This window comes from Couchioplanes caeruleus (genome assembly GCF_023499255.1).
In the GTDB taxonomy this organism is placed as follows: domain Bacteria; phylum Actinomycetota; class Actinomycetes; order Mycobacteriales; family Micromonosporaceae; genus Actinoplanes; species Actinoplanes caeruleus_A.
The window spans coordinates 5848351-5868624 of sequence record NZ_CP092183.1 but is presented as its reverse complement, the minus strand read 5'-3'; the positions used below and the strand labels follow the sequence as shown (position 1 = coordinate 5868624).

The 20274-nt window shown below is 72.6% G+C and carries 18 protein-coding genes; 8 read left to right on the top strand and 10 right to left on the bottom strand.

What is annotated here, in order from left to right:
- Positions 1 to 35: 35 nt before the first annotated feature.
- Positions 36 to 3293 carry a CHAT domain-containing protein gene (locus COUCH_RS27155; protein WP_249608045.1) on the top strand — a complete coding sequence of 1086 codons (3258 nt, stop codon included), beginning with the start codon at positions 36 to 38 and terminating at the stop codon, positions 3291 to 3293.
- Between the two features lie 50 nt (positions 3294 to 3343).
- Complete coding sequence (locus COUCH_RS27150) at positions 3344 to 4312, top strand: NPCBM/NEW2 domain-containing protein (RefSeq protein WP_249608044.1); 969 nt, start codon at positions 3344 to 3346, stop codon at positions 4310 to 4312.
- A gap of 51 nt (positions 4313 to 4363) precedes the next feature.
- On the opposite strand, the gene COUCH_RS27145 is transcribed toward COUCH_RS27150, so the two are convergent.
- Genes COUCH_RS27145 through COUCH_RS27130 form a run of 4 tightly spaced genes read right to left on the bottom strand, consistent with a single transcriptional unit; the run spans position 4364 to position 8030 of the window.
- Positions 4364 to 4735: a hypothetical protein gene (locus COUCH_RS27145; RefSeq protein ID WP_249608043.1), complete on the bottom strand. Its 372-nt coding sequence runs from the start codon at positions 4733 to 4735 to the stop codon at positions 4364 to 4366.
- Between the two features lie 37 nt (positions 4736 to 4772).
- A complete protein-coding gene (locus COUCH_RS27140; RefSeq protein ID WP_249608042.1) occupies positions 4773 to 5522 on the bottom strand; it encodes a PP2C family serine/threonine-protein phosphatase in 750 nt (249 codons plus the stop codon).
- 10 nt (positions 5523 to 5532) lie between these two features.
- Positions 5533 to 6237: a vWA domain-containing protein gene (locus COUCH_RS27135; protein WP_249608041.1), complete on the bottom strand. Its 705-nt coding sequence runs from the start codon at positions 6235 to 6237 to the stop codon at positions 5533 to 5535.
- Between the two features lie 23 nt (positions 6238 to 6260).
- A complete protein-coding gene (locus tag COUCH_RS27130) occupies positions 6261 to 8030 on the bottom strand; it encodes a hypothetical protein (RefSeq protein WP_249608040.1) in 1770 nt (589 codons plus the stop codon).
- Between the two features lie 159 nt (positions 8031 to 8189).
- Between COUCH_RS27130 and COUCH_RS27125 the strand changes: the two genes are divergently transcribed.
- On the top strand, positions 8190 to 9419 hold the full coding sequence (locus tag COUCH_RS27125; protein ID WP_249608039.1) for a serine hydrolase domain-containing protein: 1230 nt from the start codon (positions 8190 to 8192) through the stop codon (positions 9417 to 9419).
- An 84-nt stretch (positions 9420 to 9503) separates the two neighbouring features.
- On the opposite strand, the gene COUCH_RS27120 is transcribed toward COUCH_RS27125, so the two are convergent.
- On the bottom strand, positions 9504 to 10487 hold the full coding sequence (locus COUCH_RS27120) for an aldo/keto reductase (RefSeq protein ID WP_249608038.1): 984 nt from the start codon (positions 10485 to 10487) through the stop codon (positions 9504 to 9506).
- A 129-nt stretch (positions 10488 to 10616) separates the two neighbouring features.
- Here COUCH_RS27120 and COUCH_RS27115 point away from each other — a divergent pair, with 129 nt between their 5' ends.
- The 4 genes from COUCH_RS27115 to COUCH_RS27100 are packed head-to-tail and all read left to right on the top strand — an operon-like array spanning position 10617 to position 13729.
- Positions 10617 to 11489 (top strand): helix-turn-helix transcriptional regulator, encoded by an 873-nt coding sequence (locus tag COUCH_RS27115; protein ID WP_249608037.1) that lies wholly within the window; start codon positions 10617 to 10619, stop codon positions 11487 to 11489.
- 14 nt (positions 11490 to 11503) lie between these two features.
- Positions 11504 to 11929, top strand: coding sequence for an ester cyclase (locus tag COUCH_RS27110; RefSeq protein ID WP_249608036.1), 426 nt, complete (start codon positions 11504 to 11506; stop codon positions 11927 to 11929).
- Positions 11930 to 11945: 16 nt separating this feature from the next.
- A complete protein-coding gene (locus COUCH_RS27105) occupies positions 11946 to 13193 on the top strand; it encodes an FAD-dependent oxidoreductase (RefSeq protein WP_249608035.1) in 1248 nt (415 codons plus the stop codon).
- 8 nt (positions 13194 to 13201) lie between these two features.
- Complete coding sequence (locus COUCH_RS27100; protein ID WP_249608034.1) at positions 13202 to 13729, top strand: MarR family transcriptional regulator; 528 nt, start codon at positions 13202 to 13204, stop codon at positions 13727 to 13729.
- On the opposite strand, the gene COUCH_RS27095 is transcribed toward COUCH_RS27100, so the two are convergent.
- The 4 genes from COUCH_RS27095 to COUCH_RS27080 all read right to left on the bottom strand — a co-directional run bounded on the left by COUCH_RS27095 (position 13686) and on the right by COUCH_RS27080 (position 17676).
- Positions 13686 to 14819: a hypothetical protein gene (locus COUCH_RS27095; protein WP_249608033.1), complete on the bottom strand. Its 1134-nt coding sequence runs from the start codon at positions 14817 to 14819 to the stop codon at positions 13686 to 13688. The genes COUCH_RS27100 and COUCH_RS27095 overlap by 44 nt on opposite strands.
- Positions 14816 to 16138, bottom strand: a complete 1323-nt coding sequence (locus tag COUCH_RS27090) for an ATP-binding protein (RefSeq protein ID WP_249608032.1) — start codon at positions 16136 to 16138, stop codon at positions 14816 to 14818. Before COUCH_RS27090 ends, COUCH_RS27095 begins: the two co-directional genes overlap by 4 nt.
- Before the next feature lie 92 nt (positions 16139 to 16230).
- The gene (locus COUCH_RS27085; RefSeq protein ID WP_249608031.1) at positions 16231 to 16821 is read right to left on the bottom strand and encodes a TetR/AcrR family transcriptional regulator; all 591 of its coding nucleotides are present in this window, start codon (positions 16819 to 16821) and stop codon (positions 16231 to 16233) included.
- An 18-nt stretch (positions 16822 to 16839) separates the two neighbouring features.
- Positions 16840 to 17676: an alpha/beta fold hydrolase gene (locus COUCH_RS27080; protein WP_249608030.1), complete on the bottom strand. Its 837-nt coding sequence runs from the start codon at positions 17674 to 17676 to the stop codon at positions 16840 to 16842.
- A 140-nt stretch (positions 17677 to 17816) separates the two neighbouring features.
- Between COUCH_RS27080 and COUCH_RS27075 the strand changes: the two genes are divergently transcribed.
- The gene (locus tag COUCH_RS27075) at positions 17817 to 18353 is read left to right on the top strand and encodes a GNAT family N-acetyltransferase (protein WP_249608029.1); all 537 of its coding nucleotides are present in this window, start codon (positions 17817 to 17819) and stop codon (positions 18351 to 18353) included.
- A 76-nt stretch (positions 18354 to 18429) separates the two neighbouring features.
- Here the strand turns inward: COUCH_RS27075 and COUCH_RS27070 are convergent, their stop codons facing one another.
- Complete coding sequence (locus tag COUCH_RS27070; RefSeq protein ID WP_249608028.1) at positions 18430 to 20160, bottom strand: DUF1996 domain-containing protein; 1731 nt, start codon at positions 20158 to 20160, stop codon at positions 18430 to 18432.
- Positions 20161 to 20274 lie beyond the last annotated feature (114 nt).

Sequence of the window (20274 nt, the reverse complement as noted above, 5' to 3'; positions counted from 1 at the left end):
CAGGGAGGGCCCCCACCTGAGCGGAGACGCGACGCATGACCGACGAGACGATCGACAACCTGCGAACGCGGTACGCCGCGGCGCCCCCGGGCAGCCCGGAGGCGGCGCTGCTGGCCGGAGCCCTGGGGCGGCGCCTCGCCCGCTCGTACTTCCGGGAGGGCGGGACGACGGCCGACCGGGACGAGGCGATCGTCCTGCTGGACGAGTCGCTCACCGTGCCTCACGAGGACCCGACCGTGACCCACGCCGGTCTCGGCATGCTGCTGTTCTTCCGGGCGATGCCGATCCCGGTCGGCGGCGACACGGACGGCAGCGCCGGCGTCGCCCTCGGCATGGCGATGATGCGGGGTGAGCTGAACGACCCCGGCCGCCTGGCCGACCGGGACCGCGGGCTCGGGCACCTGCGCTGGATCGTCGCCCACGAACCTCCCGATGCGGAGGTGCGGCAGTACGCCGAAGCGCTGATCGCCGCCATGCGGGTGCTGGGCGCGCGAGATCTGGCGGGGATGATCGCGGCCGTCGCGTCGCTGAGCGGGTCGATGGCTGCCCTCGGTGGCACGCAGGGTGCCCTGCTCGATGTGATGCGCGCGCACGTCGAGCCCTCCACACCCGCCCGCCTCGACGCCGCCCACGCCGAGGTCCTACGACAGTTGCCGCCGGGGCACAGGCTGCGCTCGTTCATCCTCGCCGAAACGGGGGCGATGATCGCCGAACGCGGCCACGTCGCCGATCTCCCGAACCATCTGGCCGGCCTCGCCGACGTGGTCGGCGACACCATCGCGCAGCTGGGCGGCGCGGACCCGGATCACGGCGCGACGGTGCGCCGGCTCGCCGGGACGCTGCTGTCGGCCACGGCGTACACGGGAGATCCGGAGCGCATCTCCCAGGCCGTCCGGCTGGCCGGGGAGATCGTCGACGCGGCCCCGCCCGACCCGGTCCAGGCGGGTAAGGACCGTTTCCTGCGGGCGATGACGCTGATCCTGCGAGCGCGGTTCGCGGACCGGCCCGCAGACGACCTGCGCGCCGCCGCCGCCGATCTGCAGGCCGCGCTGGCCGCCGTCCCGGAGGGCGACGACCTGCGGCCGGTCATCGCCGGCATGCTCGGGGTGCTGCTCAACGACCGGCACCTGCGGCGGGGCGTGCGCGAGGACGCCGAAGCCGCCGGGCGGTTGCTGGAGCAGGCGGGCGCGGCGGCGACCGGCGACCACGATCGCAGGGTGATCGAGCTGGCGCGGCTGATGTCGCGTACGTCCCTCGCGGTCCAGCACCTCGACGTCGCCGGACTGGACGAGGTGATCGACGGGTTCGAGAGCGCGCTGGCCGGGTTGGACGCCGGATATCCGTGGCGTTCCCGGTTCGACGTGGCGCTCGGGCTGGCGTACCTGGCTCGCGGCGGGGCGGCTCGGCGTCCGGACGATCTGCGGACGGGCATCGGCCTGCTTCGCAGAGCAGGCGGCGACCTGGCCGTCGAGGAGTCGGGCCGGCCGGCCCTGCGCGCGGCGGCGGCACTGGGGGATCTGCTCGACGGATCGCTCGGCGGCGGCGACGCGGCTCTGCGGGCGGCGGCGACACGGCAGCTCGACGAGATCGCCGCCGACCCGGCCGTGCCCTCGCCGGACCGGATCGCACTCGCCGCCCTCGCCGCGATCAGCCGGCTTGCCGACGACCCGCGTACCGCCATCGACGGGCTCGAACGGGTACGGCGGGAATTGTCTGCCGGTCAGGCGGCGCATCCACTGGCGGCTCAGGTGCATGCCGAGCTCGCTGGCGCGTACCGCCGGGAGGGGCGGCTCGACGAGGCGGTGGAATGTGGACTGGACGCGCTGCGGGCGTACGGGAATGACGTCCTGCTCCAGAGCGGCACCCCCCACGCGCTCGACGCCGCCCGGCATGCCGCCACGCTCGCCGTCGAGGTGGCTGAGTGGTGCGTCGACGACGACCGGCTCGATCCCGCGATCGAGGCGCTCGAGCTCGGGCGGGGACTGACCCTGCACAGCGCTACGACCGGCGCTACCGTGCTCGAGCTGCTGCGCTCGGCGGGGCACGTGGCCTTGGCCGAGGAGTGGGCGGCGGCCCCGCCCGCGCCGATCCCGGCCACCACCGCCGAGATGATCGCCGCCACGCTCACCACCGTTCCGTCCGACCTGCGGCCGAGGGTCCTCGCCGCCCTGAGCGACTCCGGTGTTGCCGGCCGGCTGGTCGCGGTGCCGGGCCGGGAGGAGATCGCCGCCGCGGTGCGCACGGTCGACTCGGACGCCCTGGTCTACCTGCTCGCCGGCCCCGGCGACCGGCCCGGCCGCCTGGTCGTCGTGCCGGCCGAGGGAGATCCACGCTGTCTGTCGGCCCCCGAGCTGCGGTGGGACACCCTGCCCGGCCCCGAGCCGGTGACGGACTCCGTCCCGGACCGGGACCTGACTCCGGTCGCCCGATCCGTCGCCGAGCGGTGGGCAGCGATGGGCGACTGGGCCTGGCCGGCAGTGATCGCCCCGCTCCTGGGCCACCTGGGCGAGCCGGCCGCGGACCGCCCGCACCGCCTCGTCCTCGTGCCCTGGGGTCCACTCGGGCGCATCCCCTGGCACGCCGCCCGATCCCGAGGCAGGTACGCCTGCCGCCCGTTCGCGATCTCGTACGCGGCCTCGGCCCGCCAGCTCAGCACGGTCGCGCACCGGCCACGGCGCACGACGGGCCCGGTCTCTCTGCTCGGCGACCCCACCGGTGACCTGCGGTGGGCGCCGGTCGAGGTGGAGTTGCTCCGCGCCGGCCCCTTCCCCGGTGCGGCCGTGATCAGCACCGCCGAGGACGTGCTCCGATCGCTGGCCGGCGACGCCGTGCTGCACTTGGCCTGCCACGCCGTCACCGGCGCCTCGCCGGACCTGTCCCGGCTCGTGCTGGCACCCGATCTGCCGGTGACCACGATCCTGTCCGCGGCCCGGGACCGGCCGCCCGACCGGCCGGGTGGTCTCGTGGTGCTGTCGGCCTGTTCGACGGACCTCACCCCGTCAGCGCACGACGAGGCCCTCACCCTCGCCACCGCGGTCCTCGCCGCGGGCGCGGTCAGCGTCGTCGGATCACGCCGGCCCGTGTCCGACCACGCCACGGTGTGCCTGATGGTCATGTTCCACCGGTACCGCAGCGCCGGCGGGCTGAACGACCGCGACGCGCTGCGGGCCGCGTACCTCTGGATGATCGACCCGCGGCGGGAGGTTCCGCCCGAGCTGGCTCCCCTCGACGCGGACTCTCCCGACCTCGCCGACCCGGCCGCCTGGGCGCCCTTCACGCACCACGGCCGGTGAGCCGTCCGTCAGGTACTGCCGTCAGCCCTTCGCTCCCAGGGGAGAAGATTGTGAGTACCGCGAACAAATCCCAGAGGGCCGCGTCCTTCGTCTTCCTGATGCTGCTGGCCGCGGCCATCGCCGGGCCGGTGCTGTACCTCCTCTATTCCGGACGGGACCGGACGGCGGTGCCGCTGCTGGTCGGCTGCGTCGTGACGGCGTTCGTCCTGGCGCTCCTGGCCGCACACATCACAGCGCGGCACCGGCGCAGCCGCCGGAACGCCATGCAGTACGGCATGCGCGAGTCGGGCCCGTTGCACCTGCTGCAGCTGCGCCAGTGGCTGATCCTCCTGGTCGGCGTGGCGGTGGTCGCCGTCGGGACCGGAGCGTTCACCGGCGTACGGGTCCTGGCCGGCGAGCCGTCCGAGGCGGCTCCGACGGCGGCCCCGACGCCCACCGGCACGCCGCTCGTCGAGACGGTCGAACCGACGGTGAGCGAAACGACCGAGCCGAGCGAGACGATCGAACCCAGCGAGACGACCGATCCGAGCGAGCCGGCCGAGGCGGTGGAGCCGACCGACACATCGGGTACGGACGAGGGCGACTTCCCCACGCCGGCTCCCGGGTCGACCGAGTACCTGGACAGCGCCGACCCGACCGACGGTGGCTACGACGCCAAGCCGGTCAGCCTGAGCGGGAACCGGTACTCGCGGGGGATCCAGTTCTACTGCGACACCCCGACGAACTCGCACATGCAGTGGAACGTGGCCGGCAACGTCAGCTTCAGCGCGACCGCCGGAATCGACGACTCCACGGAGGACGCGTTCGGCAAGATCGTGGAGATCCTCTTCTACGACCAGGACGGGCACCGCCTGCTGTCCAAGCCCGCCGAGGTCTCCGTCGGCCATCCGGCGAAGCTGAGCCTCAAGCTGACCGGCGTCGTCGGCCTCCGGATGACCTGCTCCAGCCGGGACGCCAAGACCAACGAGCAGAACGACACGTACGCGGTCTTCGGCGATCCGATCGTCGTGCACCAGTGAGCGAACCGAAGAGGGAGCCCACCCGCGCCGGGTGGGCTCCTTCCCGCTGTGTCACCGGGCGGTGAGGCAGTAGGTCCGGTTCTCGGGCTCGTTCGAGAACGTCAGGTGATCGAAGCCGCCGCCGGGGCAGAACGCGTCCTTGCCCTTCTTCACCTCGTCGACCCGGTACACCAGGTCACCGGTGACCAGCGAGCTCCCGGCCGTGCCGCAGTCGGCCTCGTTCATCTCGGAGCCGTGTGAGCCGGGCCCGACCTGGACGCAGTCACCGACGCGGAAGCCGCCCTTCGTCACGCGGTGCAGCACGTCCGGGTTCTGGATCACGAAGGAGACTCCCCCGACGAGCGCGGCAGCGGCGAGCGCCCCACCGATGCGCACGAGCGGGGAGCGGCGCTGACCCGCGGGCCGGGTGACATCGTCGTCCATGATGACTTCACTCCTCACGTAGCGGTCGTGTCGTTTGTCAGCTTCCGGCCGCCGGCTCCTGCATCCGTACGGCGGCGACGACGGTCAGGTCGTCACCGGTCTGGTCGTCCACCGCCTCGAGGAACCGGGCGACCGCGTCGGGGGTGGCGCCGGCGCTGCGGGCATACGCCGCGAGGTCGGCGAAGAACGGCTCGTAGGGCACCGATTCGCGCAGGTCGTCGAGGATCTTGTAGCGGAGCCCGTCGGTCGACAGGAAGATCTCGTCGATCCCCTCGGCCTCCACGGTGTCGAGGCGCAGGTGCGCGGCGAAGTCCTCGCGGGTGACGAACTCGGTCTCGTTGGCGTATTCGTGCTGCTCGGCCGGACCGACGGTGCGGTATCCACCCGGTCCGCCGACCACCGCGATGGTGTCGCCGACCTGCCCGATCGCGAGGACCTCACCGGCCAGCACAGCCACCGCCAGGGTGGTGGCGTAGTCGTACGGATCGTGATCGCTGCCGTTCGCCACGGTCTCGATCCGCCGGTGGACCTCCGTGAACACGTCGGTGAGCCACGCCCCGGGGTCGTCCATGGTCGCCTCCCCGTCACGCAGCGCCGCACCGAACTCGAGGACCGTGTCGACGGCGATCCGGGACCCGTACGCGGACAGCGGCCGCGAACCGGCGCCGTCGGCCGCGATCAGGCAGACCGTCCCGGCGCCGTGGAGCCACCCCGAGGAGTCATCGCATCCGCGGCCCGCGCTCGTGTGCGAGGTCCCGGGCACCGAGGCGCCGATTGCTCTCCACATCCGGCCGGCCTCACACGGTGGCCCAGCCGCTCGGCGCCGGCAGCGGGATCTGCTCGGCGCTCTCCGCGGCAGCGACCTGCGAGTCGCTGGTGCCGAACGCCAGCGAGCTCGACGCGGTGCTCAGCGACGCGGACAGCCAGCCGAAGAACTCGCGGAAGCTCAGACCCCGCAGGGACACCGGCGTACGCGTCGCCGACAGCTGACCGAGCCTGCCGAGGTCGGCGGCGTCGCCCACGCCGACACCGAAGACCGACAGGCTGCGGGCGGCCTCGGCGGCGCGGACCCGTTGCGCGGCGGCGTCGAACTCGGTGCCGTCGGTGGGTGCGCCGTCGGTGAGCACGAACAGCCACGGGCGGTAGTACTCCAGCCCGGCCTGCTTGTACTCGGCCTTGCGGGTCTCCAGTTGGCTCAGCGCCAGGGTGAGCGCACTCCCGAGCGGGGTGTTGCCGCTGGGAACCAGGCGCTTCGGCTGCAGATCGCGGCCCTCGGTGAACGGGATCTCGACGCGCGCCATGCCGCCGAAGGTGATCACCGCGATCTCGGCCCGCTTCGCGGCCAGATCGTCGTTCTTGATCTCATCGCAGAACAGCGCGAATCCTTCGTTCAGCTCGTTGATCGGTGCACCCGACATCGAGTACGACGTGTCGAGCAGCAACGTGCAGGCGATGCGAGGGTCGGGGTTGTCCTCCTTGACCCGCGGCGCGAAATCCATCATGGCGGCAGTCCTCTCGAGGGATGTCAGACGTCGGTTTCCTTGATGGCCGACCAGCCGTACCGGTCGCAGATCGGGTTCCAGAGCGCCACGAACGTCTTCTTGTGGCTCTGCGCCTCCGCCGACGCGTCCATGGCGTCCGCCAGGAGGGAGCTCGAGCTCGCCGCGTTCCTCGTGCAGCCGCCGGACAGGTCGTTCGCCCAGTCCCGGAACGCGATGTCCGCCCGGTACGAGGCTTCCAGGGCGTCGACGAGCACGGTGTGCAGCCGCTCACCGTTGTCCAGCGCCGAGTAGTCCAGCGTGTCCGCCTGGCTGCGGTGGCTGGAGCGGTTCCCGGCGGCGGCGGCGAAGACACGGGCGGATCCGTCGAGGTCCGCGCACTTCTTCACGTTCGCGATGGCCGGCTGGATACTGTGCCGCGCCGCACCGGACGATGTCAGCAGCTCGTGCAACGCACTCGCCTGGCTCGACTCGTCCGGGCTCACATCGCTCCCGCCACCGGTCTCGATCCCGGTGCCGGTGCCGGTGTCAGTCGCGGTCGAGTTCGTCGCATGATCGTCGTTCCCGGAGACGATCCCGCTGACCGCGGTACCGCCACAGATCAGGGCGGCGATCACTGCTGAGATCGCCAGGAAGGTCTTGCCGTAGCCCGAGGACCGCGCTGCAGGCCCGGGATGCCGATTCGGCAACGGGTACGTGGGCGGTGGCGGCGGTGGAACCCGCTGCGGCTGCGATTGCGATGAGGGTTGCAACGGGGGCAACGGCACCTGTGTCCGGCTCGCCGCCCGGCCGCACCACGGGCAGGAACTCAGCGTTCCCGCGTACCAATGCTGCTCGTCGGTCCTGCACTGCCTCAGCCGGCTCCCGAGATCCACGAGCGCATCGCGCCACTCGACGGCTGACGGACGCAGGCTTGGATCGGTGGCACCGTCCTCGAACGCCCGGCGGAAGAGTTCCAGGATCGGCTTCGGCAGGATCTCCCGATCGACGGCCGACGGCCGCGGCGTCAGCAGACCGCTGTCCCGCAGTGACCACATGCCCTGACGCGCGAGCTCGATGGCGGACGGCTTGTCGCCGGTGCCTTTCCACACCCCGCGAAACGGGTGCTCGCCCTCCAGCAGCAGTTGGAAGAGGTGGACGGCCAGCGCGTACAGGTCACCGGAGGCGTGGCGGACCGTGCTGTGCAGGGTCGCTCCGGCCAGCTCCGGCGGCTGGAATTCCGGCATCACCACGGGGCAGAAGAAACGCTCGCCGGACAACCGGTCGGTGATCTGCGTCGAATCGCAGTCGATGAGCGTCACCAGGGCGTTCTGCGACACCAGGACGTTCTTCAGATTGAAATCGCCGATGACCACCCCGGCGTGGTGCAACACATGGGTGGCGTGCGCCAGGTTGCCGGACGCCTGAACGAGGTATCGCCAGCTGAAGGCCTTGACCCAGCCGTTCGCCCCGGTGGCGTGGCGCCGATCGCTCGGATTGGTGACCCGGTGCAGCTCCACCGTGCCGGCATGGTCCACCTCGGGCATCAGATACCCGGTCAACCTCCCGCCGTCGGTCACCACCGCCTCGGGCCAGGCGAGCACCCGGTGCCCGGTGACCCGCTCGTACCGTTCGGGCGGCCGGGTCGCGACCATCGCGCTCAGCCGGCGTTCCAGCGCGAGATCGCCGGCCAGCGTTGCGGGATTGAACTCTTTGTACACCTGACCGGGATGCGACACGGCCTGGAACACCGTGCCCTGGCCGCCCTTGCCGAGCCGGCGCCCGGGAATCACCGCGACGCCCTCCGCCAGCAGCATCACGTGCCTCCCCGGCTCCGCTGGTGCGTGTCCATGCCCGTACCTGACGGACAGGGGTGGTGCGGCCGACTCGAGGGGCGGGGTCCCCCGTGCGAGGGACCGCCGACTGTCCACTCTGTGGTGACGTTTTCCGGAGGTGATTTCCCTAGCGTTTCCGGCATGAAGAGATCACTCATGACAGTCGTCGTCGCGGCGGCGGTGGCCGGAACCGCCGTCGTCGGCATCGGGGTCGCTCAGGCCAGGAGCGGGGACCGGCCGGTGCCGGTCGCGTTCCGGCCCGGGCTCACCGCGACCCTGCAGGCCGACGCGGACGCGCTGCAAAAGTACGGCGCTCCGGGTGTGCTGGCGGAGGTGGACACCGCACGCGGCGATGTGCGGGTGCGCAGCGGGTACGGCAACGTCGCCGCCCGTACGCCGGTGCCGTGGAATGCGAAGTTCCGGATCGGCAGTTTCACCAAGCCGTTCGTGGCGGCGACCGTGCTGCAGCTCGTCGGCGAGCGCAGGCTGGCGCTGGACGACAAGGTCGAGCGGTTCCTGCCCGGCCTGATCCGGGCCAACGGCAACGACGGCCGGAAGATCACGGTGCGGCAGCTGCTGCAGCACACCAGCGGCCTGCCCGAGTACACCAACGCGATGACGGACATGGGCACCGCGGAGGGTTTCCAGCAGGCCCGCCTGCGTACGTGGACCAGCGCCGACCTCGTCGGCCTGGCCATGCAGTTCCCGGCCGACTTCCCGCCGGGCGAGAAGTGGAACTACTCCAACACCAACTACGTCGTGGCATCCATGATCATTGAGAAGGTCACCGGGCACACCTGGCAGCAGGAGGTGCGGAGGCGGATCGTCAAGCCGCTGGGTCTGCGTCACACGTACCTGCCGGGCACCAGCGCGGTGATCCCGCGCCCGCACGCGGTGGGCTATCAGCGGTTCCCCGGACCCGGCGCGACGGTGGATGATCCGCGCTACGGCGAGCCGATCGACGCGACCCTGGTGAACCCGTCCCTGGCCGGCCCGGCCGGAGAGATGATCAGCACGACGGAGGACGCCGACACGTTCCTGCGGGCGCTGGTGACCGGCAAGGTGCTCAGGCCGGCCCAGCTGGCGGAGATGCAGCGGACCGTGGACACCAGCGACGAGCTGCGGGCCCGGTGGCCCGGCGCCCGGTACGGCCTGGGCATCCTGTGGGCCGGCAACTCGTGCGGCGGCTACTGGAGCCACGGCGGTGACATCCCCGGCTTCATGACCCGCAACGGCGTCACGCCGGACGGCTCCCGCAGCGTCACGGTGTCGATCAACACCGACTCGCTCAAGCCGGACCCGGGGGTGCGACTGCCCGCCGTGGACATCACCACCGAGCTGATCGACCACGCGCTCTGCGGCGTTCGCTGAGCCTTGCGGCACGCGGGCCGCGCCCGCCTCGCCGGGCGCGGCCTGCCGCTGCGCCGCCTGCCACCACTGGAGAAAGGCCGGGCGTCAGCGTTCGATGAGCTTCATCTGCTCGTCGGTGTGGTGGCCACCCTCGGCCGCGGGCAGCGCGGTCAGGGCGGCGACCTGCTCGGCGGAGAGCTCGACCGCGTCGGCGGCGGTGTTCTCCTCGACGCGGCTCACGCGCCTGGTGCCGGGGATGGGGACGACGTCGCCGCCCTGGGCGAGCACCCAGGCCAGGGCCACCTGGGCCGGGGTGGCGCCGATCCCGTCCGCGATCTGCTGGACCCGGTCGGCGATGCGCAGGTTGCGCTGGAAGTTCTCGCCGGTGAAGCGCGGGTGGTTCTTGCGGAAGTCGCTGTCGTCGAGCTTCTCCAGGTCGGCCGGTGAGCGCAGCGCGCCGGTGAGGAAGCCGCGGCCCAGCGGGGAGTACGCGACCAGCCCGATGCCCAGCTCCCGCAGCACGGGCAGCAGCTCGTCCTGGTCGCGGGTCCAGATCGAGTATTCCGACTGCAGCGCGGTGACCGGGTGCACGGCGTGGGCGCGCCGGATGGTGCCGGCCCAGGCCTCGGAGAGCCCGACGTGGCGGATCTTGCCTTCGCGGACGAGGTCGGCGAGGGCGCCCATGGTGTCCTCGATCGGGGTGTCCGGGTCGACGCGGTGCTGGTAGTACAGGTCGATGCGGTCGGTGCCGAGGCGCTCGAGCGAGCCCTCGACGGCGGTGCGGATGCTCGCGGGGCTGCTGTCGGGCCGGCCCGCGCCGCGTCCGGTGTGCGAGATCAGGCCGAACTTGGTCGCGAGCACGACGGAGTCCCGGCGGCCCCGCAGGGCGCGGCCGACCAGTTCCTCGTTCACGTACGGCCCGTAGACCTCGGCGGTGTCGATGAGCGTGACACCGAGGTCGACGGCCCGGTGGATGGTACGGATCGACTCGTCGTCGTCGGTACCGGCGCCGCTGTAGCCGTGCGACATGCCCATCGCGCCGAGGCCGATCCGGCCGACTTCGAGCTTGCCGAGTTTCGCGGTACGCATGGTGGGCTCCTCCACGTGGGGATCGTCATGCACCAGCAAAGCGCGCGTCCGGTCCGGGAGGGAGTCACCGTTCAGAGGGGTACCGGCAGGGACCCCCTCCGGCGATGCGGGCTGCCTAACCTGGGGGACATGGACAACCGCAGCGAGGTACGCGCGTTCCTGAGCTCCCGCCGGGCCAAGATCAGCCCGGAGCAGGCGGGCATCGCCGCCCACGGCAGCCGCCGCGTCGCCGGGCTGCGCCGGGGGGAGGTTGCCGCGCTCGCGGGGGTCAGCGTCGAGTACTACACCCGCCTGGAACGCGGCAGCCTCGCCGGCGCCTCCGACGGCGTCCTGGACGCGCTCGCCCGGGCCCTGCAGCTCGACGACACGGAGACCGCCCACCTGCGCCACCTCGCCCGCGCGGCCGGCGCCGGACCGGGCCGTGCCCGCACGGGCGCCCCGGAGATCAGGCCCGCGATCCGCCAGGTTCTGGACTCCATGGCCGGGGTGCCCGCCGTCCTGCGTACGCACCGATTCGACATCCTCGCCGCCAACCCGCTGGGCCGGGCGCTCTACGCGCCGCTGTTCCACTCCGCCGCCCGGCCGGTGAACTCCGTGCGCTTCGCGTTCCTCGACCCGCACGCCCAGGCCTTCTATCCGGACTGGCAGAAGATCGCCCGCGAATCGGTCGGTGCGCTGCGCCTGGCGGCCGCCGCCAACCCGTACGACCAGCAGCTGATGAGCCTCATCGGGGAGCTGTCCATGCACAGCGAGCCGTTCCGCGGGTGGTGGGCGGCCCAGGACGTCCACGTGCACCGCCACGGGGTCAAACGCTTCCGCCACCCCGCCATCGGCCTGCTCGAGCTCGCCCACGAGGCGCTCGAACTGCCCGGCGACGACACCCCGCTGACGATCGTCACGTACACCGCCGTGCCGGGCACCCCCTCCGGCGACGGTCTGGAGTTGCTCGCGACCTGGGCCGCCGCCGACGAGAGCCACCAGCGCGCGATCCAGCAGGGCTGAGGAGGGGGATGCCGATGAGCTCCGCCGACCTCCGCACGGTGTACGCCGCCTATCTCGAGGCCGCCAACGCCCGCGAGTTCCACCGCATGGCCGAGTTCGCGCACGACACCATCGTCTTCAACGGCGACACCGTCTCCCGTGACGCCTATGTCGCCGCGATGCGGCAGGCCGTGGGCTCGGTGCAGAACTACACGTGGCGCCTCGACGACCTGATCATCGAGGGCGAGCGGGTGGCGGCCCGGCTGACCGTCACGGGCACCCCGGTGAAGCAGTGGCTGGGCCTGCAGCCCACCGGCCGGCACGTCACCTTCACCGAGTACGCGTTCTATCACTTCCGGGAGGGCCGCTTCGACCGGATGTGGTATCTCCTCGACACCAGAGCCATCGAGGAGCAGCTGGCAGCCCGAGATGACGGGAGGGCCTTGCCAGAATCATCTTAGTCATTAAGATAATCGGATGGGTACATCGACGGACTTCTCGGTGGCGATCGCCGGCGCGGGCCTCTCCGGCCTCTGTCTCGCCCAGTACCTGATGCGGGCCGGCGTGGACGTGCACGTCTACGAGCGGGACCCCGGCCCCTTCGTCCGGCGGCAGGGCTACCGGATCATCCTCGACCGGTACGGGCTCGAAGCGCTGCGCGAAAGCCTGCCCCGGCCGCTGTACCGCCTGGCGCTGACCACCGGAGACGAGCCCGGCGGGCACATGCGCTTCACCGACAGCCGCCTGCGGGACGCCTTCACCGTCACCTTCAAGGACGAGCCGCACGCGACCCGCCAGGTCGACCGGCTGACCCTGCGGTCGATCCTGATGTCCGGCCTGGACGGACGCATCCACTACGGCAGGTCCGCCGTCGCGGTGGACAGCGGCGGCCCGGCCGGCCTGCGGTTGCGGTTCACCGAGGGCGAGTCCGTCCCCGCGAGCGTCGTGGTGGCCGCGGACGGTGCCGGCTCGGCGCTGCGTGCGCAGCTCATGCCGGACGCGGACCCGGCGGACACCCCGATGGCGGGCGTCTACGGCAGGTCGCCGCTGCGGCGCGACGGCGAGAGCGTGATCCCGGAGGCGTTGCGTACCAGCGGGGTTCTGGCCATCGCCGACCGTCCGGGCCGCGCCTTCTTCTTCACCTCCATGCGGTTCGGCGAGAGTCCCCGGGAGGCGTTCGCGCGCCTGGCCCCGGGCAGCTTCGCGCCGACCGGCGACGACTACGTCATGTGGGGGCTGCTGCTCCGGCGGGAGGAGGTGCCCACCGGCGTGCGCGGCGACCTGCTGGCACTGCGGGAGCTGGCCGCCCGCAGGAGCGCGGACTTCCACCCGCTCATCCGGCGGCTGGTCGACACGGCCGAGCCGGACGCCACCGTGCTCACGTATTTCGCCTCCGGCCGGCGCCCACACCGGTGGGCGGTGCCCCGGGCGACGATGATGGGCGACGCCGTCCACGTGATGCCGCCGTTCGGCGCCCACGGCGGCAACACCGCGCTGCGCGACGCCGCCCTGCTCGGTCACCGGCTCGTCGAGGCCCGGGCGAACGGGACGCCCGTGGAGGAGGCGATCGCCGCCTACCAGGACGAGATGGTGCCGTACGCCTTCCGCGCCGTCGACACCGCCGCGGGGCTGATGCGCCGCCTCACCGGGGGAGCGGCCGCACCGCACTGGGTGCTGACCCGCGTGCTACCGCGGCTGCACCGGGTCACCGTACCCGAGGCATGATTGCGGGCATGACCCCCGAGCCGGCCCGCGCGTCCGCGACCGCCGACCTCATGCGTGCCGGCCGCGAGACCTCGCGGCTGTCCATGGTCTTGCGGTACGCGATCGCGGACCGGCTGGGCCTCACCGTGAGCGACCTGGAGGCGCTGGACTTCCTGGCGGACGCCGGATCCGCCACCGCGGGCCAGGTCGCCGAGCGGACCAACCTCACCACCGGTGCCGTGACCAGCATGCTCCGCCGGCTCCAGCAGGCCGGCTACGTCACCGCCGAACGCGACCCGGCCGACCGCCGCCGCGTGATCGTCACGCTGCGGCCGGAGCGGATCGCCGACCTGGAGCGACCGTACGAACGGTTCGCCGAACGGGCGCAGCGGCTCATCGAGGGCTACAGCGTCGAGGAGCTCACGTTCCTGGTCCGGCACTTCGGCCGCATGCAGGCGATGTACCTCGCCGAGCTGGACAGCCTCCGCGACGACACCGCCGAGCAGAACGGCGTCAGTCGTGCGGCGCGGCTTCCCGGCGGCGCGCGGCCACACTGAACCAGCCCTGGCGCACCTTCCAGGACAGCTCCCGGGCGAACCAGTTGCGGGCCCGCAGCAGCAGGAGGAAGAACGGCAGCGAGGTCGCCGGCATGGCGAACACCTTGACGCCTCCCGCCCCGCCGGGGTCGGGGTCGGCCGCGAACAGCACCGCGGCCACCGCCGTCACCGCCGCCCGGAGCGCGGCCGCCGCGAACGTCGGCCGGCGCAGGTTCTGGCGGATCAGCACCCGGGTCGGGCCGGACAGCGCCCGCAGCCGCCACCGTACGTACGCCGCCGCGCCGGCGATGCCGCATCCGGCCGTCACCAGGGCCGCCCCGACGCCGGCCGGGCCGTGCACCTGTGTCCGTACCGCCATCGCGGCCAGCGACGTGGCGATCAGGATCAGGCTGGCGATGTCGGTGATCAGCCAGAGCGCGGCCCGGGCGCTGCGGGTGGCCGTACGCACGACGGACTCGTCGGTCGGCGCGGCGGCGAGGGATGCGGCCAGCAACGGTGAAGCGCTCAGCGCGTACCCCCGGCCGGCGTCCAGCTCCGCCAGTGAGGACAACGCGACCGGGTCGTCGGGGGCCAGCGCCAGGGCCCGCTCGTACGCCGTCCGGGCCGCACCGAACCGGGCCATGCGGCGCTGCACGTCACCCTCGGCGACGTACGCCATCGGGTCCTCCGGCGCGAGCTGCCGCGCCCGTGCCGCGGCCCGGTCGGCGGCCGCGATGTTGCCGGTGCCGCCGGCCGCGAGCAGCGCGTACACCGTCACCAGCTCGTTGCGGTGGTCCTCGGGGTCGAGCTCGCGCGCGGTGTGCGCCGCGGCGAGGCCCTCACGGGCGCGCCCGGTCTCCAGCAGCAGGGCGGCGAGCTGCCGGTGGGCCAGGGGGAACTCCGGCGCCAGCGCGGCGGCGTGGGCGGCCACCGAGACGGCCTCGTCGTGGTGCCCGGCGGCGTGCCGGCACACGCTGAGCAGGACGAGGGCGACCACGTCGTCCGGGTGCTCGGCGAGGTGCCGCTCGACCAGCGGCGTGGCGTCGTCCGGGCGTCCCACCGCCAGCAGGTGCCGGACCCGGGCCGCCATCTCCTCCGTCGGCGCGGTCACCGCAGCAGCTTCCGATCCTTGAGGTACGCGACCAGGTCGTCGTACGCGCCGCCCTCGTTGCTGAACATCGCGACGTTGCGGGCCGTGGCGAACCACGGGCCGGTGGACGGCCGGACCTCACCCAGGGCCCGGTCGAAGTCGGGCTGCCCGATCATCCGGACCCTGCCGCTGCGCATCGAGTCGGCCATCGCGTACTCGGCCGCCGTCTCGCACAGGTGGGTCAGGTCGGCGCCGGAGAAGTCCTCGGTCGCCGCGACGATCCTGGGCAGGTCGACGCCGGCGATCGGGCGGTCGCGCAGGTTGAGCCGGATGATCGCGTCCCGGGCCGCCGCGTCCGGCGGCAGCACCAGCACCATCCGGTCGAGCCGGCCGGGACGGCGCAACGCCGGGTCGACCTGCCAGGGCGTGTTCGTGGCGGCGAGCACGAACACCCCCTCGTTGTCGGCGTCGATGCCGTCCAGCTCGGCGAGCAGCTGGTTGCCCACCGTACGCATCGCGCTGGAGTGGGTCTGGGACCGTTTCTGGCCGAGAGCGTCGACCTCGTCCAGGAAGAGCACGCACGGGGCGTTGCGCCGCGCCGTCTGGAACAGCTCGTGCAGGTTGCGCTCGGAGTTGCCGATCCACATGTCCAGGACGTCGACGATCGACAGCGACATGAACCGGGCGCCCATCTCGCCGGCCACGGCCCGGGCCAGGAACGTCTTGCCGCAGCCGGGCGGGCCGTACAGCATCAGGCCGCCGCGCAGGCTCTTGCCGTACAACCTGCGCAGTTCCGGGTCGCGCAGCGGGCCCAGGAAGGACAGCTCGAGGCGCTCCTTGACGGCGTCCATGCCGCCGACGTCGGCCAGCCGGACCCTCGACGACTCGACGTCGAACCGCCGGTCGCCATCCCCGCGGACCGGTTCCGGCAGGTCGCCCGCGGGATTGCCGACGGGCGGGACAGCGGCCGGTTGCTCCCCGGTGACATAGCGGGGCGGCACGACATCGGACAACTCCTGCTCGTACGCCACCAGCGGGTCGTCCTGTGCGGGCCCGGCACCCGTGGCCGCGGGCGGGACGACCGGCTCGTGCCCCGGCGGCCCGGCGGCCGCGGCGGGTGTCGCGGCGCCCGGCGCGGGCGCGGTCAGCGCACGCCGCATGAGCTCCTGTGCGGCCTGGTTGCCCGGATCTCGCGCGAGGACGAGCCCGACGTGCGGCACCGCGTCGGTGGCCCGGCCCAGGTCGACGAGCACCCCGGCGACATGCAGGCGCAGCGTCAGGTCGTCGGGGCGCGCGTCGATGGCGGCGGTGAGGCTGGTGATCAGGGCGTCGTCGCTCATGGCCCGAGCAGGATACGGGAGGCGCCGGCTGTGGCGGGCAGGTGACCATGGCGGACGCCTGCGCCTGCGACGCGCGGCTCGAGCCCAAGTTGTCACCGGGTGACCGCGATGGCCCGCAGGCGCTGGTCGATGGAGGCGATCATCCCGGTGAAGCTCTCGTCGACATCCGCGTCGACCTGGAATCCGCCGGCCGCCTCCACTGTCGCGAACCCGTGCAGCACGCTGCGCAGCATCCGCAAGGCGTGGAGCTCCTGGCCCGGGCTCAGCTGGTACCCGCGCACCATGGCCGCCCAGGAGGCCAGCACCCGCTCGACGGCGGGGATCAGCGGGTCGTCGGGCCCGGTCGCGCCGGCGGCGTTGCCCGCCGCGTACCGGCCGGGGTGGTTCAGTACCCATCTGCGCATGGCCTGCGCTCCGGCCGCGAGGGCGTCGCCGCCGGTCCGGCCCTGGATCGCGTCCCGGATCGCGTCGGCGAACTCCTGCAGGGACAGCACGGCGATCCGGTGGGCGAGGTCGGCCTGGCCGGCCACGTGCTTGTAGAGCGACGGGGTCCTGATCCCGAGCCGCTCGGCGAGCAGGCCCATGCTGAGCTGCTCGAAGCCGATCTCGTCGACCAGGGCGGCGGCCGCCTCGGTGACGGCGGTCGCCGTGAGCCCGGCCCTGGGGCCTGTCCTGCCGATCACGACGGCCCGCGACGGGCCCTAGGCATCGGCCAGCGTCCGGGTGAGGAAGGGCAGGGTGAGCGCGAGGACCCGGTCGGGCGTCTGGGCGTGCGGGTAGTGGCCGGCGCCCTCGATGACCGCGAGCTCACCGAGGCCCCGGGGCAGATCGGCGATGATCTTCTCGCCCTCGGCCCGCGGGTCGGCCCAGTCGGGATCGAGGCTGCCCTCGACGACCAGCACGGGGCAGGCGACCTCGGGCAGGGCCGCCCCGGCGTCGCCCGGGCTGGTCCTGCACATGGCCTGCAGCACCTTCATCCGGCCGGGTTCGCTGAGCTTGGCCTCGATGCGCGCGAGTTCGGCGTTCCAGTCGGCGGGCTTGGCCGGCATCGCGATGTCGAGATACTTCGTCCAGCTCGCCAGGCTGCCCCGGACCATGACCTGCCCCAGCTGCAGGTATCCGCTCCGGAAACGCTTGACCCGCAGCAGCCCGCCGAGGTCGACCGACTGTGCCCGGGTGAACGGCGCCAGCTCGATGACACCGCGGATCAGGCCGGGCGCGGTGGCGGCCGCGATGGTCGCGGCTCCGCCGCTGATCGACTGGCCGATGATCACGGCCGGTCCGCCGAGGTGGCGCACGACGGCGACGAGGTCACCCGCGATATCGGTACGGCTGTAACCGTCCCAGCCGAGACTGGAGTCGCCGCAGCCGCGGATGTCGACGTTGGCGACCCGGTAGCCGGCGCCGGCGAGGGCCGGGGCGAGGAAGCGGTAGGAGTGCCGGCTGTCGCCGATGCCGTGGGCCAGGACCACCAGGGGACCTTCCCCCGTCACGTCGTAGGCGATGGTGTTGCCGGCGATGTCCAGGTACTCGGTCATGGCGTCCTCCGGGGTTAAGCTATCTTCGTTAGCTATAAGCTAACGCCATTAGCCAAGAACGTCAATGATCTTCCTCTGCCGGAACGGATCGATGTGTCCGACCAGGCGGGGTGGCCGGGCGCGGAGCGTACGGTTCGACTGTGGACGCGACGCCTCTGCCGGGCAGCCCGGGGGCAGTGGAGCAACCCGTCAGCGATGTTCGGGTTGAGCTGTATGCCGGTTCTCGTGACACCCTGCGGCCGTTGTTCGAGCTGGCCGAGGACTCGGCGGTCCAGCTCGACTCCTACCTCGCAGACGGCCGGGTCCTGGTGGCGCTGTCGGGCGGCGAGGTGATCGGTCACCTGCAGCTGGTCGACAGCCGACCCGCAGACTTCGAGATCAAGAACATGGCCGTACGGGAGACCCACCAAGGTCGCGGAGTGGGCCGGAGCCTGGTGCGGGCGGCCATCGAGCTGGCGGCGTCCGGGGCGGGCGCCACGCTCCGGGTCGCCACGGCGGCCGCCGACGTCGGCAACCTGCGCTTCTATCAGCGGCAGGGCTTTCGCATGCGGGCGATCGACCGGGACGCGTTCACGCCCGGGACCGGATACCCGCAGCGGATCGTCATCGACGGCATCCCCCTGCGCGACCGCGTGTGGTTGGACTACGACCTCGGTACGGACACCGCCGAGCGGTAGACGCGGAGCTCCGCGCGATCGGGCCGGTCTCGTGCCGCCGCGACCTCGGACGGCCGGACGGCACGGGACCGGGCGTTCACCGTGCCGCGCAGGTGCGGGCTTTGTTGATGCAGGTGGCGATGTGCTGCATCGTGCGGGCCGAGTTGACGTTGACGAAGTCGTCGTGGTCGGAGAAGGGGTTGTGGTCCTCCTCCGGGAAGGAGTCGAGCGCGTACCGGCCCCTGATCTGGTCGTCGCGGGCGATGGCGTACGAGATGGTGATCCGCAGCTGGGGGATGGCCACGAAGCCCGCGGGGCACGCGCCGGTCGTCCCGTCCGCGAACGCGAGATGGCTGCGGTGGTTCGTGCTGTCGGTGTTCCTGCCGTCCCAGCAGCCCGGGAAGTCGTGGACGCGCTGCACGGCCCGGCCGGCCGGGCAGATCGGGTACCGGTCGGAGAGCCGGTCGGCGAACCCGGAACAGGTCCAGGCGGCGCGGGCGTTGGCCGGGCCGCGGCTGGTGGGCTTCGCGTCGCCGGTGAGCGCGCGCAGGAACTTCGGCATGGGTACGACCTTGGCGGTGGCGTTGCCGCGGTACTCGATCAGCACGGAGGACGGCCGCACGATCCCGCCGGTGTTGTTGGGCAGCTCGAGATCGGGTCCCTGCGGGCCGGGCAGCGGGGCGGAGGCGCCGGCGGAGGGTTCCGGGGTGACGGGCGCGCTGCTCTGCTGATCGACGGTGCAGGTGGCAAGGGCGCCGAGTCCCCGCGGCCGGTCGGCGTGCCGGCCGATGGCGGTGGCGATGCGGTCGAGGACGGCGGCGCGCCGGGCGTTGAGCGGTCCGACGACGGCGTTGGCGACGAAGTCCGGGCCGCCCTGACCGCGGGTGGTCACCAGGCGTTCGTCGGCCTCGGCGATCTGCCGGTCCAGCTCGGTGAGGTTCCTGTCCACCTCGGCGACAGCGGCGGCGGGTACGCCCGGGAGCCGGTCGCGTACGGCCGGGCACCGGACCTGGGGTGAGGCGACGGCGCGGGCCTCGACCTCGGCGGCGGTGTGCCGCATGGCGGCGTGCATGCCGTCGTAGCTCACGTCGCACTCGACGAGCGAGACGAGCCCGGAGCTGCGGCCCCCGCCGGCCGCGATGCTGTCGCTGATGCCCTTGATGAGGCGGGCGCGTTCGGTCCGCAGCGATGTCAGCAGCCTGTCGTTGGCGCGGGCGTCGATGCGTCCGCGGCTGTGCGCCATGCGGTCGTTGGCCCGGGCCGTTGCGTCGTCGAGGCCGCGCAGCCGTGCGAGGACGGCGTTGCGCGCGCCGACCGGCACGGCGGGGAGCCGGTCACGCACACTCGGGCACGTCACGGTGGGCGTGGTCGTGGTCAGGGCCCGGCGTACGTCCGCACCGGACCGTACCGATCGGTCGATGCGGACCACCGGCCAGAAGTACGACGACTTGTCGCCGTTCTCGCAGGTGGTGCCGGAGGCCTCGAGGTCGGCGTCCGACGTGGTCGCGGTGATGGCGAGGTTTCCCACGAAGTCGTGCACGTGTTCGGCGCCGTTCCTGATCCCGGGTTGTGCCACCGGGTTGTCGGGGCTGAACTTGCCCTCGGCGTTCGTGCCGCAGTCGACGATGAAACGGCCACGGGAGCCGTTCGCGCGGACCCGGGGGACCGTGACGTTCGGCCGTACGGTTTCGATGGCAACGTATTGCTGCAGCTCGGTGGCCGCGTCGGCGGTGCCCTTGCCGCCCGCGGAGACGAACGTGACGGTGAGGGCGCCCGTCCCGGCCAGGACGGCGGCCGCGACGCCGATCCTGGCGTGACGTGATCGCAACAGCGCTTGTCGTGGTCCGGGGATGCGCACGCTGGTCTCCTCGAGATCGAGACGTCGACGGCTCGGCTCGGCCGTCGGGCATCGGTACGGCGGCCCGCCCGGCGCCGGACTGCT